The 25688-nt window shown below is 70.7% G+C and carries 21 protein-coding genes and 1 tRNA gene; 7 read left to right on the forward strand and 15 right to left on the reverse strand.

The genetic code is table 11. From position 1 onward, the window contains the following. Positions 1 to 35 precede the first annotated feature (35 nt). Complete coding sequence (locus ACFHPP_RS07430) at positions 36 to 1028, reverse strand: TAXI family TRAP transporter solute-binding subunit (protein WP_437162628.1); 993 nt, start codon at positions 1026 to 1028, stop codon at positions 36 to 38. A 140-nt stretch (positions 1029 to 1168) separates the two neighbouring features. On the opposite strand from ACFHPP_RS07430, the gene ACFHPP_RS07435 reads away from it, so the two are divergent. Continuing rightward, positions 1169 to 1594: a DUF1489 family protein gene (locus tag ACFHPP_RS07435; RefSeq protein ID WP_437162629.1), complete on the forward strand. Its 426-nt coding sequence runs from the start codon at positions 1169 to 1171 to the stop codon at positions 1592 to 1594. Positions 1595 to 1721: 127 nt separating this feature from the next. Next, the gene (locus tag ACFHPP_RS07440; RefSeq protein ID WP_437162630.1) at positions 1722 to 2219 is read left to right on the forward strand and encodes a hypothetical protein; all 498 of its coding nucleotides are present in this window, start codon (positions 1722 to 1724) and stop codon (positions 2217 to 2219) included. Between the two features lie 37 nt (positions 2220 to 2256). On the opposite strand, the gene ACFHPP_RS07445 is transcribed toward ACFHPP_RS07440, so the two are convergent. Beyond that, on the reverse strand, positions 2257 to 2907 hold the full coding sequence (locus ACFHPP_RS07445) for a CoA transferase subunit B (protein WP_437162631.1): 651 nt from the start codon (positions 2905 to 2907) through the stop codon (positions 2257 to 2259). Positions 2908 to 3056: 149 nt separating this feature from the next. Next, the gene (locus ACFHPP_RS07450; protein ID WP_437162632.1) at positions 3057 to 3767 is read right to left on the reverse strand and encodes a CoA transferase subunit A; all 711 of its coding nucleotides are present in this window, start codon (positions 3765 to 3767) and stop codon (positions 3057 to 3059) included. Between the two features lie 129 nt (positions 3768 to 3896). Between ACFHPP_RS07450 and ACFHPP_RS07455 the strand changes: the two genes are divergently transcribed. From ACFHPP_RS07455 to ACFHPP_RS07470, 4 genes are all read left to right on the forward strand, one after another. Continuing rightward, a tRNA-Ala gene (locus ACFHPP_RS07455) sits at positions 3897 to 3972 on the forward strand. A gap of 94 nt (positions 3973 to 4066) precedes the next feature. Next, entirely contained in the window at positions 4067 to 5167 is a 1101-nt protein-coding gene (locus tag ACFHPP_RS07460; protein ID WP_437162633.1) for an acyl-CoA dehydrogenase family protein, read from the forward strand. After that, entirely contained in the window at positions 5164 to 5925 is a 762-nt protein-coding gene (locus ACFHPP_RS07465) for a PIG-L deacetylase family protein (RefSeq protein WP_437162634.1), read from the forward strand. The genes ACFHPP_RS07460 and ACFHPP_RS07465 overlap by 4 nt, the downstream gene beginning before the upstream one ends. After that, the gene (locus tag ACFHPP_RS07470; RefSeq protein WP_437162635.1) at positions 5922 to 6524 is read left to right on the forward strand and encodes an SAM-dependent methyltransferase; all 603 of its coding nucleotides are present in this window, start codon (positions 5922 to 5924) and stop codon (positions 6522 to 6524) included. The genes ACFHPP_RS07465 and ACFHPP_RS07470 overlap by 4 nt, the downstream gene beginning before the upstream one ends. Before the next feature lie 6 nt (positions 6525 to 6530). Here the strand turns inward: ACFHPP_RS07470 and ACFHPP_RS07475 are convergent, their stop codons facing one another. From ACFHPP_RS07475 to ACFHPP_RS07505, 7 genes are all read right to left on the reverse strand, one after another. Next, the gene (locus ACFHPP_RS07475; RefSeq protein ID WP_437162636.1) at positions 6531 to 7640 is read right to left on the reverse strand and encodes a glycosyltransferase; all 1110 of its coding nucleotides are present in this window, start codon (positions 7638 to 7640) and stop codon (positions 6531 to 6533) included. Positions 7641 to 7728: 88 nt separating this feature from the next. Continuing rightward, a complete protein-coding gene (locus tag ACFHPP_RS07480; RefSeq protein ID WP_437162637.1) occupies positions 7729 to 8115 on the reverse strand; it encodes a hypothetical protein in 387 nt (128 codons plus the stop codon). A 45-nt stretch (positions 8116 to 8160) separates the two neighbouring features. After that, positions 8161 to 10068 carry a potassium transporter Kup gene (locus ACFHPP_RS07485; protein WP_437162638.1) on the reverse strand — a complete coding sequence of 636 codons (1908 nt, stop codon included), beginning with the start codon at positions 10066 to 10068 and terminating at the stop codon, positions 8161 to 8163. Between the two features lie 67 nt (positions 10069 to 10135). Beyond that, positions 10136 to 10930: an amino acid ABC transporter ATP-binding protein gene (locus ACFHPP_RS07490; RefSeq protein WP_437162639.1), complete on the reverse strand. Its 795-nt coding sequence runs from the start codon at positions 10928 to 10930 to the stop codon at positions 10136 to 10138. A gap of 23 nt (positions 10931 to 10953) precedes the next feature. Then, positions 10954 to 12096: an amino acid ABC transporter permease gene (locus ACFHPP_RS07495; protein ID WP_437162640.1), complete on the reverse strand. Its 1143-nt coding sequence runs from the start codon at positions 12094 to 12096 to the stop codon at positions 10954 to 10956. A gap of 108 nt (positions 12097 to 12204) precedes the next feature. Beyond that, positions 12205 to 13410 (reverse strand): amino acid ABC transporter permease, encoded by a 1206-nt coding sequence (locus tag ACFHPP_RS07500; protein WP_437162641.1) that lies wholly within the window; start codon positions 13408 to 13410, stop codon positions 12205 to 12207. A gap of 194 nt (positions 13411 to 13604) precedes the next feature. Next, entirely contained in the window at positions 13605 to 14651 is a 1047-nt protein-coding gene (locus ACFHPP_RS07505) for an amino acid ABC transporter substrate-binding protein (protein ID WP_437162642.1), read from the reverse strand. A gap of 244 nt (positions 14652 to 14895) precedes the next feature. Between ACFHPP_RS07505 and ACFHPP_RS07510 the strand changes: the two genes are divergently transcribed. Next, on the forward strand, positions 14896 to 15819 hold the full coding sequence (locus tag ACFHPP_RS07510) for an ornithine cyclodeaminase family protein (protein ID WP_437162643.1): 924 nt from the start codon (positions 14896 to 14898) through the stop codon (positions 15817 to 15819). Between the two features lie 6 nt (positions 15820 to 15825). Here ACFHPP_RS07510 and ACFHPP_RS07515 read toward each other — a convergent pair whose 3' ends face one another. The 5 genes from ACFHPP_RS07515 to ACFHPP_RS07535 form a co-directional block, all read right to left on the reverse strand. Continuing rightward, positions 15826 to 16440: a PEP-CTERM sorting domain-containing protein gene (locus ACFHPP_RS07515; RefSeq protein ID WP_437162644.1), complete on the reverse strand. Its 615-nt coding sequence runs from the start codon at positions 16438 to 16440 to the stop codon at positions 15826 to 15828. Between the two features lie 148 nt (positions 16441 to 16588). Further along, the gene (locus tag ACFHPP_RS07520) at positions 16589 to 16822 is read right to left on the reverse strand and encodes a hypothetical protein (protein WP_437162645.1); all 234 of its coding nucleotides are present in this window, start codon (positions 16820 to 16822) and stop codon (positions 16589 to 16591) included. A gap of 58 nt (positions 16823 to 16880) precedes the next feature. After that, entirely contained in the window at positions 16881 to 19034 is a 2154-nt protein-coding gene (gene glgB / locus ACFHPP_RS07525; protein WP_437162646.1) for a 1,4-alpha-glucan branching protein GlgB, read from the reverse strand. Beyond that, entirely contained in the window at positions 19024 to 22359 is a 3336-nt protein-coding gene (gene treS / locus ACFHPP_RS07530) for a maltose alpha-D-glucosyltransferase (RefSeq protein ID WP_437162647.1), read from the reverse strand. Before treS ends, glgB begins: the two co-directional genes overlap by 11 nt. Continuing rightward, entirely contained in the window at positions 22356 to 25676 is a 3321-nt protein-coding gene (locus ACFHPP_RS07535; protein ID WP_437162648.1) for a maltotransferase domain-containing protein, read from the reverse strand. Before ACFHPP_RS07535 ends, treS begins: the two co-directional genes overlap by 4 nt. Positions 25677 to 25688 lie beyond the last annotated feature (12 nt).

Below are 25688 nucleotides of genomic sequence, written 5' to 3' on the forward strand. Positions count from 1 at the left end.
AAAGGCGGCCCCGGCGGTGACCGGGGCCGCGATGGTCACGCCATGACGAGGTTGTCGGGCACGTTCTGGCCGTTCTCCCGCAGGTAGCGGGCGGCACCGGGGTGGAAGGGCAGGAAGGTGTTCTTGGTCCAGTTCCCGATCACGGTCTCCGACGCCGCCGCGATCGCCGCCTTCAGCCGGTCGTTCTGGCCGAGCACGGACTTGGTGATCTCATAGGCCAGGTCGTCGGGGATCGACTTGTGGGCGATGGCGAAGTTGTACATGCCGACGATGCCGAGCGGCTTCTGCTGCGTGCGGTAGGTGCCCATGGGCAGCGACCCCGCGGCCAGTTCCGGATACTTCGCCGTCAGTTTCGCGGTTTCCTCCTGCGTGAAGTCCAGGAAGTTCACCTCGGCCTGCACCTCGATCTCGGAGAAGGCCGGCACCGGCACGCCGGAAGCGAACAGGAAGGCATCCAGCAGCCCGTCCTGGATCTGGCCCACGAGGTCGGAGGCGGAGCCGTAGCGGACGGCGGAGGGGGTGATGCCCAGTTCGGTCAGGATCTGCGGGTAGTAGGTGCCCGGCGTGCCGCCGCGCGGGCCCACGCCGACGCTCTTGCCGTTCAGGTCGGCATGCTTGGTGATGCCGGTGCGCTTCAGGGCGATGCCGTGGAACGGCGTGTCGTACATCGGGAACAGCGCGCGGATGTCGCGGAACTTGTTGCCCTGGGTCCAGGCGCCGACGCCGTTCCAGGCCTGCAGCGCCACGCCCATCGTGGCCATGCCGAGCTCGATTTCCTTGCGGTTCACCAGGATGATGTTCTGGTTCGGGCCCTGCGTCGTGCGGTAGGAAATCTGCACGCCGGTGGCTTCCTGGGCGATCTGGCCCCAGGCCGGCCCGTACAGCGCATAGGTGCCGCCCGGTGCGGCGGTGCCCATGTTCAGGGCGCGCGGCCAGGACGCATTCTTTGGCTGAGCGAGGGCCGGTGTCGAAAGAAGGGGGGCGGCAGCACCCAGGGCCGTGGCGGCAAGCAGGTGGCGGCGGCGCATGGTTTGTCTCCCTTGGACGGTTTCGTTGCCTCCGATTAACCCCGGATCACCGCCTGAGGCAAGCTTTGCGGCCCGGCGTGTCGATATAGACTGTTGACCAGGCTTGCCGCGACTCGGCCGCAGGCCACATGCATTCGGGCATGCTGCACCTGCTGAAACTCTGCGTCGGGCCGAAGGAGGTGGCGGAACTCGCCGCCGGGCAGGCGCGCCGCGCCGTGGTCGACCCGCCGCTGCGGCACCAGACCCGCATGGTGCCGAAGCGGGCGGCGGAGCTGGTCGAGGGTGGCTCCCTGTACTGGGTGCTGGCCGGGCTGATCCGCGTGCGGCAGCGCATCCTGGAGGTGCGGGACGAGCGCTGGGATGACGGCACCGCCTGCGCCGGCCTGGTGCTGGACCCGGAGCTGGTGCTGCTCCAGCCCCGGCCGCAGAAGCCGTTCCAGGGCTGGCGCTACCTGGACCCCGCCGCCGCGCCGCCTGATGCGCCAAAGGCAGGCCTGGCCGCGGATGGCATGGAGGCGCTGCCCCCGGCCCTGCGGCGGGAGCTGGAGGCGCTCTGCCTGATCTGAGCCCGCCGCATCCCGCATCGCGGCAAATGCTGGCGCCGCAACGAATTGGAAGCTTGTGCGCAACCGCCGCTGCGGTCATCTTCGCTCAACCTGCCATCAATTTTCCGCCGTCGATCGGGATCGCGCCATGCGCCGTTTTGCCCTCCTGGCCCTGCCGCTGGGGCTGCTTCTGAGCCTGCCGGCCGCCGCCCAGCATTGGAACGATTCGCCGCCGGGGCGCGACCTGCTGAGCTCGACCATCACGGATTTCGAGAATTTCCGGGAACGTGCGCCGGCGCCGCCAAGCTTTTCCTCCCGCGGCGCGCCCGTGGCCGACTCCACGGCGCGTGGCCCGATCCCGCTGCTGGACTGGGTGCCGCCGCCGCCGGTGGCCGCCGCGCCGCCGCGCCCGCAGCGCCGCAGCCCGCCGCGCCGCACCGTGCGTCGTGCGACGCCGCCGGTCGAACGCGAAAGCGCCGCCCTGCCGGCCCGGTCCACGCCGCAGCGCCAGGCGGCGTCCGTCAGCGGCGGCGGCGACTGGGAACGGTCCCTGGCGGACCGGGAGCGGGAGTTGCAGCGGCTGCGCCGCATCCTGGAAGACGATCGCCTGCGCTACCAGCAGGACCGCCAGCCGCAGTTGCAATAGGCGGCACCGCGGGGCAGGCCCCGCGGCGGCTTGGATTTCAGGCGGCGACCAGCGCGGTTTCGAAGGCCGCCTCGGTCTTCTCGCGGATTTCCTGTTCGGTCACGCCGGGCGCGATCTCCAGCAGCCGCATCGGCGCATCGCCCTTCTTGTCGATGCCGAAGACGCCGAGCTCGGTCACCACGATATCCACCACCCGGCGGCCGGTCAGCGGCAGGGTGCATGCGCGCAGCAGCTTCGGCTTGCCGCCGGCGGTGTGTTCCATCAGCACGATCACGCGCTTGACGCCGGCGACCAGGTCCATGGCGCCGCCCATGCCCTTCACCATCTTGCCCGGGATCATCCAGTTCGCCAGGTCGCCATTCTGCGCCACCTGCAGCGCGCCGAGGATGGACAGGTCGATATGCCCGCCGCGGATCATGCCGAAGGACTGGGCGCTGTCGAAGAAGCTGCTGGTGGGCAGCTGGGTGATGGTCTGCTTGCCGGCATTGATCAGGTCCGGGTCCTCCTCCCCCTCGAAGGGGAACGGGCCGAGGCCGAGCATGCCGTTCTCGGATTGCAGCTGCACCGACATGCCGGGGGGCACGTGGTTCGCCACCAGCGTCGGGATGCCGATGCCGAGGTTCACGTAGAAGCCGTCCTGCAGCTCGCGCGCCGCGCGCGCCGCCATCTCGTCGCGGGTCCAGGGCATTCGTTATCTCCCAAAAAGGGCGGCACGTGCCGCTTTGCACGGGCCGAGGCCGCGCATGCGGCCAGCGCACAGACCATCATTGCATCCCAGCACCACAGCGTCCTGCGCGAAGCCAAGGGCGCGGAGCGCCCGCCCGGCGTCTGAGGGCATCATGCAAGCACGCGCTTCGTCACGGTGCGCTGTTCGATGCGCTTCTCGAAGTCCGCCGGCAGGGCGATCATCCGCTTCACGAAGATGCCGGGGGTGTGGACGTGGTCGGCGTCGATCTCGCCCGGGCGGACCAGGTGTTCCACCTGCGCCACCGTCACCTTCGCCGCCGTCGCCATGATCGGATTGAAGTTCCGCGCCGTCTTCCGATAGACGAGGTTGCCCTCGTGGTCGCCCATGTACGCATGGATGATGGCGAGGTCGGCGACGATGCCGCGCTCCATGACGTAGTGCTCGCCGTCGAATTCCCGCGTCTCCTTGCCCTCCGCCACCGCCGTGCCGTAGCCGGTCCTGGTGAAGAAGGCGGGGATGCCGGCACCGCCGGCGCGGATGCGCTCGGCCAGCGTGCCCTGCGGGTTGAACTCGATGGCGAGTTCGCCGGCCAGGTACTGCTTGGCGAAGGTGGCGTTCTCGCCGACGTAGCTGCTGATCATCTTGCTGATCTGGCGCGTGTGCAGCAGCAGGCCGAGGCCGGCATCGTCGATGCCCGCATTGTTGGACACCACGGTCAGGTCCTTCACGCCGCTTTCGCGGATCGCCTCGATCAGCACGGAGGGGATGCCGCTGATGCCGAAGCCGCCGGACATGATGGTCATGCCGTCCCGCAGCAGGCCCGCCAGCGCCGCCGTCGCATCCGCATAGATCTTGCCCATGGCCCGCCTGTCGCCTTCAGCCCGTGATGGCAGGGAAACTATGCGCCTCCGCGCCGCTCCGAAAGGGGGGAAGCCGGGCTTGCGCCACTTCGGACCCAGGGCTATACGGCGCGCCTCGCAAGAGCGTGCGGGGCCATAGCTCAGTTGGTAGAGCGCTTGAATGGCATTCAAGAGGTCAGGGGTTCGACTCCCCTTGGCTCCACCAGGTTTTCGGGCCGCCAGTTCCGTCACCGGGGCTGGCGGTTTCGCTTTCGGGGCCCGCGGCATCTTTCGGCCCCCGGCGTCGTTGTCCTTTTGTGATGGACATCCTTCCCCCCAGGCTTTCCGAACCCGCGCCGCTCCAGGCGCTGGCGGCGCTTCACCCGCGGCTGGAGGCGGAGGCCGAGCAGGGCGACCGCGATGGCCGCTTCCCCGAGGCCGGCGTCGCCGCCCTGGCCGGCATCGGCCTGCTGCGCGCCCCGCTGGACGGCCTGGGCACGGCGCCGGAGGGGGCTGCCGCGCTCGCCCTGACCCTGCGCCGGATCGGCCGCGCCAGCCTGCCACTCGGCCGGTTGTTTGAGGGCCATGTCAACGCCCTGCGCCTGGTGCTGCGGCATGGCGATCCCGGCCAGCGCCGGCAGGCCGGGCGGGATGCCGAGGCCGGGCACCTGTTCGCCGTCTGGAACACGGATGACGCCGCGGCGCCGCTGATGCTGCGCGACGGCGTTCTCTCCGGCCGCAAGATCCTGTGCTCCGGCGCCGGCCATGTGCCGCGGGCGCTGGTGACGGCGCGGACGGCGCCCGATGCGCCGCCGCAGATGCTGCTGCTGGAGCTTGCGGCAGGGGAGCGCGCGGATTTGTCCGGCTGGACGCCGCTCGGCATGAAGGCGTCCGTCTCCGGCGCCATGGATTTCGAGGGTGTCGTGGTGCCCGAGGCCGCGCGCATCGGCGCGCCGGGCGCCTATGCGACGCAGCCGGATTTCTCCGCCGGCGCCTGGCGCTTCGCCGCGGTGCAGTGCGGCGGGATGGAGGCGGTGCTGGAGCAGTTGCGGGCGCAGCACCGGCGCACCGGGCGCGGCGGCGACCCGAACCAGGCGGCCCGCCTCGGCCAGGCGGCCATCGCGGTGGAGTCCGCGCGGCTCTGGGTGGAGGCCGCGGCGGGCCGTGCCGAAACCGGTGCCGCGGATGCCGCCGCCTACACCAACCTGGCGCGCAGCGCGGTGGAGCGGGCGGCGCTGGACCTGCTGGAACTGGCACAGCGCTCCGTCGGGTTGCAGGCCTTCATGACGGCGCATCCGTTGCAGCGCCTGTGCCGCGACCTCGCCACCTATCTGCGCCAGCCCGGCCCGGATGGCGCCCTGGCGGCGGGGGCGGCGCATCTGCTCGATGCTCCGGGCGCGGCCGGAGAGGTTTGGACATGAGGGCTGGCGCGTGGCTGCGCCGGGCGCAGGCGGATCTGCCGGTGACGGCGGATCCGGCCGCGGCGCTGGGCGGCACCGGCCCCCTGCTGGTGCTGGCGCCGCACCCGGATGACGAGAGCCTGGGCTGCGGTGCGCTGCTGGCGGCCTGCGCGGCGGAGGGCCGCCCGGTGCATGTCGTCGTCGTCAGCGACGGGCGCCTGTCCCACCCCCGCTCCCGCACCCATCCGGCGCAGCGGCTGGTCGCGCTGCGGCAGGCGGAGGCGCGGGCGGCGGTGGCGGAGCTCGGCCTGGACCCGGCGCGGGACCTGTCCTTCCTCGGCCTGCCGGATTGCGGGGTGCCGGCAGGTGGCCCGGCGCTGGCGGCCGCGGTGGAGGCGTTGCGAGGCGTGGTGCCCTTCACGCCCGCCGTGGTGCTCGGCCCCTGGCGGCATGACCCGCATGCGGACCATGCGGCGACGGCTGCCATCGCCGTGGCGCTGGCGGCTGGCTGCGAGGCCCGGCTGCGATCCTATGTCGTCTGGGGCTGGGCCTTCGTCACGCCGCCGCCGGGCTTCGACCTGGGCGCGGAGCCGGAGCCGGAGGGGGCACCGCAGGGCTGGCGCTTCAGCGCCGGCCGCCACCTGGCGGCGAAGCGTCTTGCGGTGGCGGCGCACAGGTCGCAGACCAGCGGGCTGATCGCCGACGACCCCACCGGCTTCCGCCTGGTGCCGGAGGCGCTGGCGCTGTTCCAGCAGCCGGAAGAACTGGTGCTGGCATGAGCCTGCCGGTCGATTACTTCGACGCGCTGTATGCGAAGTCGCCCGACCCCTGGGGCTTCGAGACAAGCCCGTATGAACGCACCAAATACGCCGCGACGCTCGCCGCCCTGCCCCGCCCGCGCTACGGCCGGGCGCTGGAGGTCGGCTGCGCCATCGGCGTGCTGACCGCGCTGCTGGCGCCGCGCTGCGAGGCGCTGCTGGCGCTGGACGGGGCGGAGGCGGCGCTGGCCCTGGCCCGGCGGCGCGTGGCGGCGCTGCCGCAGGTCCGCATCCGTCGCGCCTGGGTGCCGGGCGATTGGCCCCAAGCTGATGGGACCCAAGCTGATGGGACCCAGGCTGATGGCCCCTTCGACCTGATCCTGCTGTCGGAGGTGATCTACTACCTGCAGCCGGCCGAGGTGGCGGATCTGGCCCGCCGCGTCCGCGACACCGCGGCACCCGGTGCCGACATCCTGGCGGTGCACTGGACCGGGGAGACCGACTACCCGATGTCCGGAGATGCCGCCGCCGAGGCGTTCATCGCGGCGCTGGGTCCGCAGGCCCGCATCCTGCGGCAGGACCGGCAGCCCGAATACCGGCTCGACCTGATGCGGCTTTGAACGCCCTCAGCTTCCGCCCGCCAGGCTCCGCGCCCTGGCCGCATGCGGCAGGGCCTCCGGACGCGACTTGAGCGCGGCGATCATGCCCCGCGCCGCCAGGCTTTCGGTGCGCAGCGCGGCCAGCGGCAGGGCCTGCTGTGCCAGGCGCGGCGACGCGGACTCGACCTGTTCCCAGCCGGCCCAGAAACTGGCGGCGCCGAGGGCGCGGTCCAGCGTCCCGCCGTCGAGCCCGGCCAGCGCTGCCGGCAGCGGGCCGGCGCCATCGGCCGCCCGCGCCTGCCAGGCCAGCCGGAACTGGGCGCGGCAGCGCAGGCGGAACAGCGCCTGGCCGACCGGCTCCAGCCGGTCATCGGCCGTGGTCGCGACGCGCAGCAGGCGGTGGCGCAGGGTCTCGGCCATGCCGGCGGCGGCGCGGCCATCGAGCCGGGCGGAAACCGTGGTGCGAACCTCCGGCGCATGCCGCACCCGCAGCCCGGCGCGGCGCAGCGCGGCGACCATGGCGCGATCCTCCCCGGCCGGCTGGTCCGGCACGCCGCCGATCCCGGCCCAGGCGTGGCGCGTCAGGGCGAGGCTGGCGCCGGATTGCCGGGAGTGCCGCGGCCAGGGATCCAGCGGCTCCGGATCGAGCAGGCTGGCGAGGCGGTCGATCAACAGGGCGTAGCGCTCCTCCGCCCGGATCTGCTCCCGCAGCAGGGGCGGCAGTTGCGCCGCCTCGGCGGTATCCAGGCGGATGGCGCCGGCCACCGCATCCGCGCCCGCGGCCAGCCAGCCCAGGTTGCCGGCGAGCCAGCCCGGATCGGCCACCGCATCCGCATCCGTGGTCAGCAGCGCGCCGTCCTCCGCCACCCACGATGCGGCCATGGCCATGGCCCGGCGCCGCGCGTGGCCGGCGGAGGCTTCGGGCATCACCACGTCCCGCAGGATCAGGCGGAATGGCAGGGCCGCTTCCAGCGCCCGCGCCTGGGCCACGGTGTCGTCGGTGCAGTTGTTGGCCAGGACCAGGACGCCGATCCGGTCCCAGCTACCGTTCGGCAGGCGTTGCGCGGCAAGACCGGCGAGGCAGGCCGGCAGGCGGTCCGCTTCGTTGTGGGCGGGAATGGCGATCGCCGCCCGCAATGGGCTGCAGTCCTCGCGCGGTGGTCCTGCAGCCTTGAGCATCCGTGGCCAAACGCTGCGACGCCGGGAAGGTTTCGGCGCCGCGCGTTCAGCCCACCGCCACCACCCGCCAGGCCGCCTCCGCCCCGTCCGGTTCCCGGATCGTCACCACCTCCCCGGGCCGCAGCCAGCCGGGGCCGCCGAGGATGCGGGCGAGCGGTGCCTCGGCGGCTGGCGTTCCCTCCGGCCAGAAGCGCAGCGACCAGCCCTCCTCGTCATGCGCGACGTCGCCGTGGAGAAGCGCGCCGGCCTCGGCCTCCCGCCGCGCCGGCCAGGGGGCGGGGTCGGCCAGCCAGGCCTCGGCATCGGGTACGCCATGGGCGTCCAGCGCCATGCCGAAGGTGATCCGGTGGGCGCCCTGGTCCTCCGGCGCGGCCGGGCTCCAGGTACGCACCAGCGTCACGTCAACCAGCTTCGCCGCGGACAATCCGGCCATTCCTTCTGCAGTAGGCCGGATGAACGCCCGGCGTCGAGGATCGGTTCAGATGGCGACGCGCACGCCAAGCTCCACCACGCGGTCGGAGGGGATGCGGAAGAATTCCGTGGCCGGCAGGGCATTGCGGCTCATGATGGTGAACAGCCACTGCCGCCAGCGCGGCATCTTCGGCACCGCGGCCGCCACCACCGTCTCCCGCCCCAGGAAATAGCTGGCCTGCATGGACTCGAACGGGATGCCGATGTCGCGCAGCGCCTCCAGCTCCTTAGGAAGATTGGGGCTCTCCAGGAAGCCGTAGCGCAGGATGACGCGGTGGATGTCGGGGGCGAGTTCCGTCACCTCCCGCCGGTCCTCCACGCGGGGAATGTCCTCGTTCATCACCGTCACGAACAGCACCCGCTGGTGCAGCACCTTGTTGTGCTTGAGGTTGTGCAGCAGCGCGCCGGGCACGAAATCCGCCTGGCTGGTCATGAACACGGCGATGCCGGGCACCCGCAGCGTGCGGCTCTGCGGCAGGCGGGCCAGGAAGGATTTCAGCGGCAGGCTGTCCTGGCGGAAGCGGGCGAACAGCAATTCACGGCCACGCCGCCAGGTCCGCATCAGGGTGAACAGCGCGATGCCGAGCAGCAGCGGGAAATAGCCACCCTCCGGCACCTTCAGCAGGTTGGAGGCGAAGTACAGCACGTCGATCAGCAGGAAGGTGCCGAACACCGGCAGCGCCAGCCACAGCGGCCAGGCGAAGCGGCGCCAGAACACCACGAGCGCCAGCAGGCTGGTGCAGACGAAGGTGCCGGTCACCGCCAGCCCATAGGCCGCCGCCAGCGCGTCCGAGGTGCGGAATTCCAGCACCAGGATGATGACCCCGGCCAGCAGCAGGAAGTTCACCTGCGGCACGTAGATCTGGCCCTGCTCCGTCTCGCTGGTGTGCTTCACCGTCAGCCGTGGCAGCAGGCCGAGCTGCACCGCCTGGCGTGCGACGGAGAAGGCGCCCGAGATCATCGCCTGGCTGGCGATGATGGTGGCCATGGTGGCCAGCAGCACCAGCGGCAGGCGCAGCACCTCCGGCGCCAGCAGGAAGAACGGGTTGGCCAGCGCCTCCGGATTGGACAGCAGCAGGGCGCCCTGGCCCAGGTAGTTCAGCACCAGCGCCGGCAGCACGATGAACATCCAGGCGAAGCGGATCGGCTTGGCGCCGAAATGCCCCATGTCGGCGTACAGCGCCTCCCCGCCCGTCACCGCCAGCACCACGGCGCCGAGCGCGATGAAGGCGGCGAGCCGGTACTCCAGGGCGAAGGCCAGCGCGTGGTGTGGCGACAGCGCCGAAAGCACCGCCGGGTTCTGCACGATCTGCGCCAGGCCGAGCAGCGCCAGCACCAGGAACCACACGGCGGTGACGGGGCCGAAGATGGCACCCATCGAGCCGGTGCCGCGGTACTGCACCAGGAACAGCCCGATGAGCACCGCCAGCGAGACCGGGATCACTGCAGGCTCCATCGCCGGCGAGACCACCTTCAGCCCCTCCACCGCGGACAGCACGGAGATGGCGGGGGTCACCATGCCATCGCTGAAGAACAGCCCGGCACCGGCAATTCCGACGACCAGCACCGCGCGCCGCAGCCACGACCCCGCCGGCAGCGCCTGCTGCGCGAGCGCCGTCAGCGCCAGGATGCCGCCTTCCCCGCGATTGTCGGCGCGCAGGATGAAGCCGACATACTTCACCGTCACGACGATGATGAGCGACCAGAAGATCAGGCTGAGGATGCCCAGCACCTCGAAGGGCGAAATGCCATCCGCCGCAAACAGCAGCAGCGAGGCGCGCATGGCGTAAAGCGGGCTGGTGCCGATATCGCCATAGACGATGCCCAGCACCCCGATGACGGCAGCCACCGAGGCGGGACGGGCGGCACCAGGCTGGCTCAAGCGGAGGCTCCATCGACGTGGCCGCGGAGGCATAGGCCCGCTTGATGCTGCACTGCAAGCATGGCGGGCCGGATGGGGTGTCCCGGCCCGCCGGCGACCCTCAGTGGCCGCGCAGGATCTGGCTCAGGAACAGGCGCAGGCGGTCGGTCTTGGGGTTGCTGAACAGGGATTCCGGCTCGCCGCTCTCGACGATCTCGCCCTGGTCCATGAACACCACGCGGTCCGCCACCTGCCGGGCGAAGCCCATCTCATGCGTCACGCAGATCATGGTCATGCCGGTTTCCGCCAGCATCACCATGGTATCCAGAACTTCCTTGATCATCTCCGGGTCGAGCGCCGAGGTCGGCTCGTCGAACAGCATGATCTTGGGCTTCATGCACAGGGCGCGCGCGATGGCGACGCGCTGCTGCTGGCCGCCGGAGAGCTGGCCGGGGTACTTCTTCGCCTGCTCCGGGATGCGGACCCGGGTCAGGTATTCCATCGCCAGCTCCTCGGCCTCCTTCTTCGGCATCCGGCGCACCCAGATCGGCGCCAGGGTGCAGTTCTCGAGGATCGTCAGGTGCGGGAACAGGTTGAAGGACTGGAACACCATGCCGACCTCGCGGCGGATGGCGTCCAGGCTGCGCAGGTCGTCGGACAGCTCGATCCCGTCCACCATGATCTTGCCCTGCTGGTGCTGTTCCAGCCGGTTGATGCAGCGGATCATGGTGGATTTGCCGGAGCCGGAGGGCCCGCAGACCACCACGCGTTCGCCGGTGGCGACGTTCAGGTTGATGTCGCGCAGCACGTGCAGCGCGCCGAACCACTTGTTGACGCCTTCCAGCACGATGGCGGGCGGTGCGTCGGCCCGCATGGCGGAGGCGAAGCGGCCCTCGGTCTCGATGGTCTTACCCATTTGTTCTGCTTCCCTAGCCCGCTTCAACGGCGGCGATGTTGGTTGAGGTCGCGTTCCAGGTCCTGGCTGTACTTCGACATGGCGAAGCAGAAGACCAGGTAGATGGCGCCGACGAAGACGTAGACCTCGATCCCGAAGCCCTGCCAGGCGGGCTCCACGATGGCGGTCTTGCCGGCGGTCAGCAGGTCGAAGATGCCGATGATGAGCACAAGGCTCGTATCCTTGAAGAATCCGATGAAGGTGTTCACCAGCGGCGGGATCACCAGGCGCAGCGCCTGCGGCAGGATGATGAAACCGGTCTTGTACCAGTAGGACAGGCCGAGTGCGTCCGCTGCCTCGTACTGCCCGCGCGGCAGGGTCTGCAGGCCGGCGCGGACCACTTCGGCCAGGTAGGCGCCGGCGAACAGGGTGATGGCGACCTGCGCGCGCAGCAGCTTGTCGATGTTCATGCCCTCCGGCAGGAACAGCGGGAACATGACGCTGGCCATGAACAGCAGGCTGATCAGCGGCACGCCGCGCACCAGTTCCACGTACAGCACGCAGAGCATCTTGATGGCCGGCAGTTTCGACCGCCGGCCGAGTGCCACCAGGATGGCCAGCGGGAAGGCGAAGGCGAGGCCGAAGGTGGCCAGGATCAGCGTGATGGGCAGTCCGCCCCAGCGTTCCTGCGGCACGTAGGACAGGCCGAACACGCCGCCCCACATCAACACGCCGATCAGCGTCAGCGTGCCGATCCAGATCGGGATCAGCACCCAGGACCAGAAGCGCCGCATGGCGGAGACGACGTACAGCCCGATGAACAGCAGGCAGACCAGCAGCGGCCGCCAGTGTTCCTCATACGGGTAGGTGCCGAACAGGATGAAGCGGTGCTTCTCCCCGATCACCGCCCAGCAGGCACCGGAGCCCTCGAGTTCGCGGCAGGCGCCCGTCTGCGCCACGTTGCCCTGCATCGGCACCGACCAGATGGCGTTGATGAACGCCCAGTCGATGAAGCCCATGGTCCAGCGGATGACGAGATAAGCCAGCACCAGCGTGACGGCGGTGTTGATCCAGGAGGAGAACAGGTTGGTGCGCAGCCAGGCCACCGAGCCGGTGGTGGCGACGGGCGCGGTGCGGGGGGCGGCTTCCGCGTTGGCGGTCGCGGCATTCAGCGTGACGTCGCTCATGCTCAGCGCTCCACCAGCGCGATTCGGGAGTCGTGTCCAGCCGCAGGCGGGATGCGCCAGGAAAGCAGCAATGCGCCGGAGCCGGAGACATGTTGCCGAGGCATGGGGCTACCGCTCCACCAGCGCAATGCGCGCATTGTACCAGTTCATGAAGAAGCTGATCGACAGGCTGATGGTCAGGTAGACCGCCATGATGATGGCGATGCCCTCGATCGCCTGGCCGGTCTGGTTCAGGGTGGTGTTGGCGATGCTGACGATGTCCTGGTAGCCGATGGCGACGGCGAGAGAGCTGTTCTTGGTCAGGTTCAGGTACTGGCTGGTCATCGGCGGGATGATGACGCGCAGCGCCTGCGGCAGCACGATGCGGTTCAGGATATCCCCGCGCCGCATGCCGAGCGCCTGGGCGGCTTCCCACTGCCCCTGGTTCACCGCCTGGATGCCGGCGCGCACGATCTCCGCGATGAAGCCGGCGGTGTAGGTCACGAGGCCGAGCAGCAGCGCGAAGTATTCCGGCGTCATCGTGATGCCGCCCTGGAAGTTGAAGCCGCGCAGCGCGGGGATGTCCGGCGTGAACGGCGCGCCGTTGGCGATCCAGACCAGCAGCGGCAGCCCGATCATGAACCCGAGCGCCGCCGGCCATACACGCCGCGGCTGGCCATCGGCGTATTGCCGGGCCCGCATGGCGCGCTTGAACAGCAGCGTGCCGACGGCGCCGGCAATAAGGGCGACCAGGGCCCAGTTGTGCGCCGGCATCCATTCGATGAAGGGCAGCAGCAGGCCGCGGTTGGACAGGAAAACGCCATCCACCGGGTTCAGCGCCTGGCGCGGCGCCGGCAGGCTCTGCAGCAGGGTGTACCAGAACAGCAATTGCAGCAGCAGCGGCAGGTCGCGGATGATCTCGACATACAGGCCGGCGATCTTGGACAGCAGCCAGTTGTGCGACAGCCGGGCGATGCCGACCAGCGTGCCGAGGATGGTGGCGAGCACCACGCCGACCACCGCGACCTTCAGCGTGTTCAGCACGCCGACCATCAGGGCGCGGCGGTAGGTATCGGTGGGGTCGTAGGCGATCAGGCTCTCGCCGATCGGCAGGCCGGCTTCCCGGCCGAGGAAGCCGAAGCCGGTGGCGATACGGCGGACTTCCAGGTTGTGCACCGTGTTGGACCACAGCCAGTAGAAGATCGCCACGACCACGCCGACCACGAGAAGCTGCCAGACGATGCCGCGCAGGCGTTCATCGGACCAGGAGAGGCGGATCGGTCGTCGGGGCGGCCCGGCCTTGGCCAGGCGCGGATCGGCGGTCGAGGAGGACATGCAGCATCCCTGCTATGGCGTCGGATCCGGCGGGTTGGCTCCCGGCGGCAGGCGTGAGCGTGGTCGGGCACGCAGGTCATGCAATTCCGGGGCCGCGGCCCCTGGGCAATTCCGGGGCCGCGGCCCCTGGGCAAGGCTGGGGCCGTGGCCCCGGAAAAACCCCTCCCCCCGGGCGGAGGGAGGGGGCGTTCAGCTCAGCGCAGCGGCGGGGCGTATTGCAGGCCGCCATTGGTCCACAGCGCGTTCGGGCCGCGCTGCAGGCCGATCGGCGTCAGGTTGCGCTCGAAGATCTCGCCGTAGTTGCCCAGCGTGCGGATGATGTTGACCATCCACAGGTTGTCGACGCCGAGCATCTGGCCGAGCTCGCCGCTGCGGCCCAGCATGCGCTGCACGTCCGGCCGCGCATCGGATTGCGCCGCCTGGGCGACGTTCGCGGCGGTGATGCCCAGTTCCTCGGCACCGACCAGGCCGAAATGCACCCACTTCACCAGGTCCGCGAAGCGCTGGTCACCGTGGCGCACGGCCGGGCCAAGCGGTTCCTTGCTGATGACGTCCGGCAGGATCATGTGCTCGGCCGGGCGCGGCTGCGCCGAACGGGTGGAGGCGAGGCCGGAGACGTCCGTCGTGTAGGCGTCGCAGCGGCCGGAGACGTAGGCGCCGACCACTTCCTCCAGCCGCTCGATCACCACCGGGGTGAAGCGGATGCGGTTGGCACGCGCCCAGTCGGTCAGGTTCTGCTCGGTGGTGGTGCCGGGCTGCACGCAGATGGTGGCGCCGTTCAGGTCGCGCGCGGTGCGCACGCCGGCGGCGGTCTTCACCATGAAGCCCTGGCCGTCGAAGAAGTTGATCCCGGTGAAGTCGAAGCCGAGCGAGGTGTCGCGCGACAGCGTCCAGGTGGTGTTGCGGGACAGCATGTCCACTTCGCCGGACTGCAGCGCGGTGAAACGGTTCTGCGCCGTGGTCGGCACGTAGCGCACCTTGTTCGGGTCGTTCCACAGGGCGACCGCGACGGCACGGCAATAGTCGACGTCGAAGCCGCGCCAGACGCCCTGGCTGTCGGGCTGCGCGAAGCCGGCGAGGCCGGTGTTGACGCCGCAGATCAGCGTGCCGCGGGCGCGGATCGCGTCCAGCGTCGGTGATCCGGCGGCCGGGGCCTGCGCCGCTGCGGGCGCCAGGGCCGAGGCGGCCATCAACGCGGCGCCGGCCATGGCGCCCTTCAAGCTAAGGCGAAGTGCCTTCATTCCGTGAACTCCCTCATTCTCTTGCGGCCTGTCCGGCCCTTCGGTGAACCGGTCCGAACGGCGGCATGCTGGCATGCTGCGCCCGCCCCGGGCCTGGATCAACGCGCAAATTGGCGCGCGCCCGTGCTCGCCTAGTGGGGCGGAAAGGCGCTGTCAAACCTGTGACGCAAAGCCGATCCGCGTTGTTGCGCCGCACGATGCGGGATGCGACAGCGTTCCTGTCGGGCAGCGGGGACAGGGGCGGATGCGGATCATCTCGGCGGAGCAAATCCGGGCGGCGCTGCCCTGGGCCGGCCTCGAGGCGGCGCTGGAGGCGGTGTTCCGGGACGGCTGCGCGGCGCCGCTGCGCCACCGCCACGCGCTGCCGCCCGCCGGCGCGGCGGCGGAGGGGATGCTGCTGCTGATGCCGGCCTGGAATGCCCGGCATACCGGCGTGAAGATCGTCCATGTCGCCCCCGGCAACGGCGCCCTTGGCCTGCCGGCGGTCCAGGCCGTGTACCTGCTGTCGCATGCCGCCACCGGACAGCCGCTGGCGATGCTGGATGGCGGCGAATTGACGGACCGTCGTACCGCGGCCGCCAGCACGCTCGCCGGGCGGTTCCTGGCGCGGCCGGACAGCCGGCGGCTGCTGGTGCTGGGCGCCGGCCGCGTCGGCGCCGCGCTGGCGGAAGCCTGGTGCGACCGCTTCCCGATCGAGGACGCGGCGATCTGGTCGCGCAACCCGGCGCATGCCCAGGCACTGGCCGACCGCCTCAAGGCGCATGGTGTGCCGGCGCGCGCCACGGCTGATGCCGATCCGCGCGGCTTCGACATCGTCAGCGCCGCCACCCTGTCCGAGGAGGCGCTGGTGCGCGGCGCGGCGGTGGATTCGGGCACCCATGTCGATCTCGTCGGCGCCTTCCGCCCGGCCATGCGGGAAAGCGACGGCGCGCTGCTGGCGCGGGCCACGCTGGTGGTGGACACACGGGCCGGCGCCCTGGCCGAGGCCGGCGACTTGGTGCAGGCCATGGCGGAGGGCGCCATGACGGAGGCGCATGTGGTGGCGGACCTGGCGCAGCTCTGCCGCGGCGAACACCCCGGCCGGACGGCGCCGGCCGAGGTGACGGTCTTCAAATCCGTCGGCTGGGCCGGGGAGGATCTGGCCGCGGCCTCCCTGGCCTACGGCTGAGGCCGATCAGGCCGCGACAGCGCGCCGCCGCATCCGCCGCACCGCGCCGAGGCCGAGGAGCCCGGCGCCGAACAGCGCCAGCGAGGCCGGCTCCGGCACCGCGACCGTCGTCGCGGTGGTTTGGCCGCTGAAGGTGCAGGGGCCGCCCTGGAAGGGCTGGCAGGCAATGGCGGAGGAGAAGACGCCGGTGAAGCTGTCCCCGAGCAGGGCCACCGAGAAGGCGAAGGCCGGGCTGCCCAGGGTCAGGCCGCCGAAGGGCAGGCCGCCGGAGGCGCTGAACAGCGTGCCGGCGCCGAATGTGCCCGGTGGGAAGGACGCAGCGCTCAGGAAATCGGCATCCGTCAGCTCGATGCTGAAGGCGCCGCTGCTGAGCGACAGGGAAAGCCCCAGGATTCCGTCGATGCCGTTGGTGACGACGTTGCCGCCGGCAATGGCGATCGAGCTGGTCAGGCCGCTGGCATAGGCCGCGTCGGTCACGCGCAGGGTGCCGCCGACGGTGACGCCGCCCGCCGGGCTGCCGCCGGTCTGGGTGAAGGTGAAGATGACGTCGGCCTTCGCGGGCGCCACCGCCACCAGGACGGCCAGGGCGGCTGTCAACGCAAGCTGCTTCATTCGTCTCATCGGGTGCTCTCCGTCTTGAGCAGGATCATCCCACCTGCGTCCGAAGGAACAGCAACTCGTGTACCAAACAAAACAATGTTGCTTAACAGAGCCTTGGCGCGCGTCCCGATACCCTTCGCCGCAGGCTGTTAACGCAGCCGACGCGCCCTTAGCGCCGCGGGCGCTCCGGCGCGATGTCCACCGGTCCGCCGCGAAGCTGTGCCTGCTCCATGGTCTCGCCCGGCTGGACCTCGCCGGGCTGGATCGGGCGGTCAATGGTGCCGGAGGCCTGTTCGGGCTCGCTGCCGCTCTCACCCTCCCGCGCCCGCTCGCCGCCGGGCAGCGTGGGGCGCAGCGCATCCTCGGCGCCCCGGGCCTCGCCGGCCCTGTCCTTGTCGTCCATGTCGCCCATCCCGTCCGGTTGCGGGCGTTCAACGCGCACCCGCCGCGGCCGGTTGCGGTCAGCCTTCCATCGGCGTCAGCATCAGGGTGGCCAGCGGCGGCAGCGTCAGCGCCACGGATTGCGCGTGGCCATGCATCGGCACCGCATCGGCCATCACCACCCCGCCATTGCCCTGGCCGGAGCCGCCGTATTCCGCCGCGTCGGAATTCAGCCGTTCCGCCCAATGCCCGGGGCGCGGCACGCCGATGCGATAGCCGTGGCGCGGCACCGGGGTGAAGTTGCAGGCGACCAGCACCGGCTGTTCGCCTGCCCCACCCTGGCGCAGGAAGGCGTAGGCGCTGTTCAGGCTGTCATCCGCCACCAGCCAGCTGAAGCCCTCCGGCATCGCGTCCTGCCGGTACAAAGCGGGCAGGCCGGTGAGCAGGCGGTTCATGTCCCGCACCAGGCGCTGCACACCGAGATGCAGCGGGTCGCCGAGCGCGTTCCAGTCCACTTCCGCGTCGTGGTTCCATTCGCGTTCCTGCGCCACCTCGTTGCCCATGAACAGCAGCTTCTTGCCGGGATGCCCCCACATGAAGCCGAGATAGGCGCGCAAATTGGCGAAGCGCTGCCAGCGGTCGCCCGGCATCTTGTTCACCAGGCTGCGCTTGCCGTGCACGACCTCGTCATGGGAGATCGGCAGCAGGAAGCGCTCGCTGAAGGCATAGACCATGCCGAAGGTCATGGCGTTGTGGTGGAAGCCGCGATGCACCGGGTCGCGCTGCATGTAGTGCAGCGTGTCGTTCATCCAGCCCATGTTCCACTTGTAGCCGAAGCCGAGCCCGCCTTCGGACACGGGGGCGGAGACCTTGGGGAAGGAGGTGCTCTCCTCCGCGATCACGGTGGCCCAGGGCGCGTGCTCGGCGACCGCCTCGTTCAGTTCCTTCAGGAAGGCGACCGCTTCCAGGTTCTCCCGCCCGCCATGCACGTTGGGCGTCCACTCGCCCTCGTTCCGCGAATAGTCGCGATACAGCATGGAGGCGACGGCATCGACGCGCAGCCCGTCGCAGCCATATTCGCGCAGCCAGTGCAGGGCGGAGGCGATGAGGTAGCCGCGCACCTCGTGCCGGCCGAAATTGTAGATCAGCGTCGACCAGTCCTTGTGGAACCCCTCGCGCGGGTCCGCATGCTCGTACAGCGCGGTGCCGTCGAACTGGCCGAGGCCATGGGCATCGGTCGGGAAATGCGCGGGGACCCAGTCCAGGATCACACCGATGCCGGCGGCATGGGCGCGATCCACGAAGCGCCGGAATCCCTCCGGCGGGCCGAAGCGGGAGGTGGGCGCGAACATGCCGACGGGCTGGTAGCCCCAGCTGCCGTCGAAGGGATGCTCGGTGATCGGCATCAGCTCGATATGGGTGAAGCCCATGCCGGCGACGTAGGGGACCATGCGGTCGGCCAGCTGGTCCCAGGTCAGCCGCGTGCCGTCCTCGTGCCGCATCCAGGACCCCGCATGCGCCTCGTACACGCTGATCGGCGCATCGGGCGCGTGGGAGGGGCCGTGGCCTTCGCGGTACCGCGGCGGCGCCGGTTCCGGCACGATGGAGGAGGTGGCCGGCGGCAGTTCCGCCTGGCCGCCGCAGGGGTCCGCCTTCAGCGGCAGCGTCACGCCGTCAGGTCCGACGACCTCATACTTGTAGCGGCTGCCGGGGCCGATGCGCGGGATGAAGACTTCCCACACGCCGGCCTCGATGCGCAGGCGCATCGGGTGGCGGCGGCCGTCCCAGCCGTTGAAGTCACCGACGACGGAGACGCGCTTCGCATTCGGCGCCCAGACGGCGAAGCGCACGCCCGGAATCTCCTGCACCGTCACGGCATGGGCGCCGAGTACGCGACCGAGTTCGCGGTGCCGCCCCTCCGCGATCAGGTGCAGGTCGAGCGGGCCGAGCAGCGGCGGGAAGGCGTAGGTGTCCTCCGTCTCCTGCTCGCCACCGGGCCAATCGATCCGCAGGCGATAGGCGCCGCTGCCGGAGACGTCGCCGGCGAAGAAGCCGGCCTCGTGGCGGCGGGCGAGCGTTCCGCGCGAGGCGCCGTTGGTCCCGATGACCTCGACGCCACGCGCACCGGGCAGGAAGGCCCGCACTTCGTTGCCGTGCGGGCCGAGCACGGCGAAGGGGTCGCCGTGGCGGCCCTCGACGATGGCCGGGATCGCGGCGTTCAGATCATGCACCATGCGCATCGTCTCCCTGCTGCGGCACCGCGATGCCCGCCAGCGCCAGCAGCGCGGCGATCGGGATGCCGACCCAGGCCGGGCGGTTCGCCAGCTCGTAGGTCAGTTCATAGGCGGCCTTGGCGGCGACGAAGAGATCGATCAGCGCCTGCCGTTCGGCGGCCGGCTGCGGCCAGGCCCGCGAGTCCCCGACCGCAGCGGCATAGCCGCCGAGGAAGGTCTCGCGCGCCGCGATGCGCCAGCGTTCCACCAGCGCGGCGCGGACGTCCGGCGAGCCGGGCGGCTGGGGCGCCAGGCCGCGCAGCGCGGCATCGGCGGCGTAGTCCAGGCTGCGCAGCATGCCGGCCACGTCGCGCGCGGGCGGACCCTTGGCGCGGCGTTCCTCCAGCGGCCGCAGCGGCTCGCCTTCGAAATCGACGATCACCGCGTCGCCGGCGGCGACCAGCACCTGGCCCAGATGCAGGTCGCCGTGGATGCGCGTCTTCAGCCCGCCCTGCATCGGCTGGCCGAGGGCCTTGATGGCGTCCAGCAGCGCTTCGCGGCCCTTGAGCAGCGCGGCGGCCGGGCTGGCAGCGTCCGGTGGCAGGTCGCCCGCGCGGGCCGCGAGCTGGTCCAGCGCCGCGCCGGCTTCCCGCACCGCGGTCGCCGTCCAGTCCTTGATGTCGGAGGCGTCGAGCGGCTCCGGCGCGAAGGCGGTGTCGTCGGTGTCCCGCGCCAGGGACAGGTGCATCTCACCGATGCGGCGGCCGAGGGTTGCGAGGAAGGGCGCCAGGGTCTCCAGCGGTTCCGCCGCCTCCGCCACCGCGGTGGCATCGCCGGCGATGCCGTCATGCACCAGCGCATCGTCCAGAAGGCGATTGAGCTGCGCCAGCGTCCAGGTCCAGGCATCGCCCTGGTTGCGGACGAAGGCCTGCGCCACCGCGATCAGGCGTTCCTGCCCATCGGGCTCCACCTGCACGACATCGCCGAGGAAGGCGGGCGTGCCCTCGAAGCCGCCGGGGCCCGTCAGGTAGCGGCCCATCTCGGCTTCCGGATGCGTGCCGACGAAGGTTCGGCGGACGATCTTGAGCACCACGTCGCCGACGATGACGGTGCTGTTCGACTGTTCCCCACCGAAGCGGGAGATCGCGGCTTCCGCATCCAGCTCCATCTCGCCCAGCTTCGGCGTCGGGCGGAAGCGGATCTCGCCGCTGCCGGCCTTCAGCTTGGCGCCGGAGACCAGGTTGGACAGCATGGCGCGGGTGAAGGCATCGCGGGAGATCGCATCCGTCACCAGCCCGACGCGGCGGCCGCGGCGGGCGCGTGCCAGGGCGAGCTGCACCGACAGCGCCGAGGGCCGGTCCTGGTCCTCGAACACCACGGCCAGCGGCAGCATGTAGCGATCCGTGCTGCCCGGCGCGGTTTCCACTTGCAGCAGGACCATGTCGCCATCCGGCGTCGGCATCTGCACGGCCTCCAGCACGCGCGCCTCGGCCAGCTTCGTGCCCTTGCCGTGGTACCAGCGGCGCAGCGGCAGGTAGGCCGGCAGCACCTGCTGTTCGAACACCTTGCGGTCGGCATCGCCGAAGGCGGTGCGCAGCCCGTCGCGCAGCACGAAGGTGACGAGTTCCGGCATCGGCTGCGGCGTCGGCGTGTGCCAGTTCGGCAGCGCGTGTTCCTCCGCCAGCACGAACCAGAAGAAGCCGTAGGGTGGCAGCGTCAGCAGGTAGGTGAGGTCGCCGATCGGCGGGAACGGCGTGCGGCCGAGCATCTCCACCGGCACGCGGCCATGCCACTGCGCCAGGTCCAGTTCGACGGCCTGCGGGGATCGGGAGAGGTTGGCGACGCAGAGGATGGCTTCCCCGTCATGCTCGCGCATGTAGGCCAGGATCTTGCGGTTGCCCGGATACAGGAAGCGGTATTCGCCGCGGCCGAAGGTGGCGGCGTGGGTCTGGCGCACCGTGATCATCCGGCGCGTCCAGTTCAGCAGGCTGTGCGCGTCGGCGCGCTGCGCCTCCACGTTCACCGCCTGGAAGCCGTAGATCGGGTCCATCACCGGCGGCAGAACCAATCGGGCAAAATCGCTGCGGGAGAAGCCGCCGTTGCGGTCGGGCGACCACTGCATCGGCGTGCGCACGCCGTCGCGGTCGCCGAGGAAGATGTTGTCGCCCATGCCGATCTCGTCGCCGTAGTAGATCACCGGCGTGCCGGGCATCGACAGCAGCAGGCCGTTCATCAGCTCGATGCGCCGGCGGTCATGTTCCAGCAGCGGCGCCAGGCGGCGACGGATGCCGAGGTTGATGCGGGCGCGGCGGTCCGTGGCGTAGGTGTTCCACAAATAGTCGCGTTCCGAATCCGTCACCATCTCGAGCGTCAGCTCGTCGTGGTTGCGCAGGAAGATCGCCCATTGGCAGGTGGCCGGGATCGCCGGCGTCTGGCGCAGGATGTCGGTGACCGGATACCGGTCCTCCTGCGCGATCGCCATGTACATGCGCGGCATCAGCGGGAAGTGGAACGCCATGTGGCATTCGTCGCCGTCGCCGAAATAGTCCTTCACATCCTCCGGCCACTGGTTGGCTTCCGCCAGCAGCATGCGGTCGGGGTAGTGCGCGTCCATCTCCGCGCGCACCTTCTTGATGATGTCGTGCGTCTCCGGCAGGTTCTCGTTGTTGGTGCCCTCGCGCTCGATCAGGTAGGGCACGGCGTCCAGCCGCAGCCCGTCCACGCCCATCTTCAGCCACAGGTGCATGACGTCGAGGATGGCGCGCAGCACGCGCGGATTGTCGAAGTTCAGGTCGGGCTGGTGGCTGTAGAAGCGGTGCCAGTAATAGGCCTTGGCGACATCGTCCCAGGCCCAGTTGGATTTCTCGGCATCGACGAAGATGATGCGCGTGTCGCCGAAGCCCTTGTCGTCGTCGCGCCACACGTAGAAGTCCCGCTGCCAGGACCCCTTCGGCGCACGGCGCGCGCGCTGGAACCATTCATGCTGGTCGGAGGTGTGGTTCACCACCAGTTCGGTGATGACGCGCAGCCCGCGGCTATGCGCCTCCGCCACGAAGCGCTTGAAGTCGCGCATCGTGCCGTAGTCCGGGTGGACGCCGCGGTAGTCCGCGATGTCGTAGCCGTCGTCGCGGCGCGGGGAGGGGTAGAAGGGCAGCAGCCAGATCACGTTGACGCCAAGGCCCGCGATGTAGTCCAGCCGCCGGATCAGCCCCTCGAAGTCGCCGATGCCGTCATCGTTGGAATCGAAGAAGGACTTGACGTGCACCTGGTAGATGATGGCGTCCTTGAACCACAAGGGGTCCTTGTTGCCGGGCATGTTCGCTTCGGCATTGGCAGCGGTGGTCATGCGGGGCTCCCCGGGGGGGTGATACGGAACAGGGCGAAGGGACGAACGCCGGGGTCGAGCCGGATGTGCTGGACCTTGCCGCGCCAGGTGAAGACGCGGCCATCCATCAGGTCTTCGACCTGGACTTCCGCATCGTCGGGCAGGCCGAATTCCCACAGGGGAACCTCGAAGCTGGCCTCCTGCGCGTGGTGCGGGTCCATGCTGACGGTGGCGAGCACCAGGTTGCCGCGGTCCGGCGTCATCTTGCGGTAGGCCAGCACGTTGTCGTTCCAGCAGCTCAGGAACTGCAGGCCGAGATGCGTCTGCAGGGCCGGATTTTCCCGCCGGATGCGGTTCAGCGCGCTGATGTCGCCGATGATGTTGCCGGGGCGGTGCCAGTCCCAGGCGCGGATCTCGTACTTCTCCGAGTCCAGGTAGTCCTCCTTGCCCGGCATCGGCGTCGCCTCGCACAGCTCGAAGCCGTTGTAGACGCCCCAGAGGCCGGATAGCGTGGCGGCCAGCGCGGCGCGGATCTGGTGGCCGGCGCGGCCGGAGGTCTGCAGGAACACCGGGTTGATATCCGGCGTGTTGACGAAGAAATGCGGCCGGTAGAAGTCGGCGGCCTCGGTCTGCGTCAGCTCCGTCAGGTACTCCGTCATCTCCGCCTTGGTGTTGCGCCAGGTGAAGTAGGTGTAGCTCTGGGTGAAGCCGAGCTTCGCCAGGCGCTGCATCATCTTCGGCCGGGTGAAGGCCTCGGACAGGAACAGCGCGTCCGGGAATTGCGCCTGCACCTCGGCGATCATCCATTCCCAGAACGGCAGCGGCTTGGTGTGCGGGTTGTCGACGCGGAAGGTGCGCACGCCTTCCTCCGCCCAGTGCAGGATCACGTCGCGCAGCGCCAGCCACAGCGACGGCACGGCGTCCTTCGCGTAGAACTCGACGTTGACGATGTCCTCGTACTTCTTCGGCGGATTCTCGGCGTAACGGAGACTGCCGTCGGGCCGCCAGGCGAACCAGCCCGGGTGGTCCTTGAGCCACGGATGGTCCGGGCTGCACTGGATGGCGAAGTCCAGCGCCAGCTCCAGGCCCTGCTCGCGCGCCGCCTTGACCAGGCGCTGGAAGGCGTCGCGCCCGCCCAGCTCCGGATGCAGCGCATCATGCCCGCCTTCGGGCGCACCGATGGCGTAGGGGCTGCCGGGGTCGTTCGGACCCGGCGTCAGCGTGTTGTTGCGGCCCTTGCGGTTCGACTTGCCGATCGGGTGGATCGGCGTGAAGTACAGCACGTCGAAGCCCATGGCGCGCACGCGCGGCAGATGCGTGATGACATCGTCGAAGGTGCCGTGCCGCGTCACGTCGTTGGCGGCGGAACGCGGGAACATCTCGTACCAGCTCGCGAAGGCCGCGGCGCGACGGTCCGCCATCACCGGATAGGCCCTGGTTCGGACGGCCTGCGCGCGTTCGGCGCAGCGCGCGATCAGCGCGATGGCGTCCTGCGAGAGCAATTCATGCAGCCGGTCGCCATCGCCGCCGGCTTCCAACCGTCGAAGCAGGCCAGTGAAGGTCGCGGCATCGGCGCCCTTGGCCCGCGCCGCCGCCTGTTGCACCAGCGCAATGCCTTCGCGCAGTTCCAGGGATACGGGGATGCCGGCGGCGTGCTTCTTCTCCACCTCGTCGCGCCAGCTGGCAAAAAGGTCACGCCAGGCCTCGATGACGAAGCGGTGGGTGCCGAGCGCGGTCAGCGGCAGGCGGCCGGCCCAGCGGTCGTTCACGCCGCGCAGCATTGGCGCCTCGTGCCAGGTCGCATCGCCCGGCACCTGCCAGGCCACCACCGCGGCCAGCTTGTCGTGGCCATCGGCGAAGATGTCGGCCTCGACCTCCACGGACTCGCCCGCCAGGCGCTTCACGGCGAAGCGGCCGTCATCCACCGCCGGTGCCACGCGCTCGATCGCCACGCGCGGCATGGCACGGGCGTCCTGCTGCGTCAGGGCGGGCAGGGTCAGCTTCGGGGTGGGCGCGGCGCGGCCGGCATAGATGCGCAGCTCGCCGGCCAGCAGCGTCACCGGCTGGCCGGGCACCAGCATCTCGTCCGACCGCGAGGGGAAGACCTGGCGCAGCGCCGGGAAGCGGCCGTCGAAGGCGGACAGGATGTGGTCGGGCAGCAGCGTCGCGCCGGCATCGGCACGGGTGGTGGCGACCACCACGGCGGCTTCCTCGGCGTGACGCAGGTCGCCGCCGCTGGCGCGGGCGAAGGCCACCACGGGGGCGCCGGGGCCGGACAGCGGCAGCATCTGGCCGGGCTGGGACAGCGGCGCGCAGCCGCGCAGCAGGGCCAGCGCCTCCGCCACGTCGCCGGCCATCTCGGCCTGGTCCGGATCCTCCCGCCAATCCCAGTCGGAGGGGCGGTCGGCGGTGAAATCCATGGCGCGGCGGGCGCCACGCTCGGCGCCCATGGGCAGCATCAGCCCGGCGCCGCTGGCGGCCGCGATGGCGAGCGCCCGGCGCAGCGCACGGCGGGCGGCGCCGGCATCGGCGCCATGCAGCCGCAGCCGCGGCCCGGCCGGGTCCTCCACCAGCCCGATGGAGGGCAGGGTTGTGCGGCGGACCTCGTATTCGCGGGCCAGCCAGCTCGCGCGCCAATCCCACCAGGGGGTGCTGGCGACGCTGCGGTCGAAGCCGGCCTCGCCCAGCGCCGCGACCTGCTCCGCCCCCAGCCCGGGGGTCCAGGCGATGGCGGTGAAGTCCGGATAGGCGGCGCGCAGGTCGCCCAGCAGGCGCTGCCAGAGCTCGGACGGCACGCGCTGCGGCGCCAGGGCCCGGATCCCGGTGACGCCGGCCTGGGCCCAGCCGCGCAGCATGCCGCCGAACAGCGAAAGCGCCTGGTCATGCGCCGCCTGGCTGTCGAACTGCGCGAAGGTGGCGTCCGGCCGGGTCAGCGGCCGGCGCGGGTCGGGCGGCAGGCCATCCGCCGTGCCGCCGGGGCGGAACAGGTCCGGATGCGCCGGCACCAGCGGCGAATCCGCGGCCAGGTGGTCCGTCACCAGGTCCACGAACAGCGCCATGCCATGCGCGGCGGCGGCCTGCGCCAGTTCCGCCAGGTAGTCGGCGACCGGACCTTCGCCGAGCAACGGATGCAGGCGGTCCGCCTCTCCGATGTCGAACAGATTGCCGCTGCGGCCGGGCCGGCTGGGCGGGGCGATCAACAGCGTGTCGAAGCCGAGACCCGCGATGCGCTTCAGGTGCGCGTCGCGCACGCCGCCGCCGCCCAGCAGCAGGGGGGAGGCATAGTAGATCGCCCTGGCCCTGGGGGCTGGGGCGGCCTCGGCCGGAGGTGGTGTCATCGCCGCGGGCTG

This window comes from Falsiroseomonas sp. E2-1-a20, assembly GCF_051433195.1.
Lineage (GTDB): Bacteria > Pseudomonadota > Alphaproteobacteria > Acetobacterales > Acetobacteraceae > Falsiroseomonas.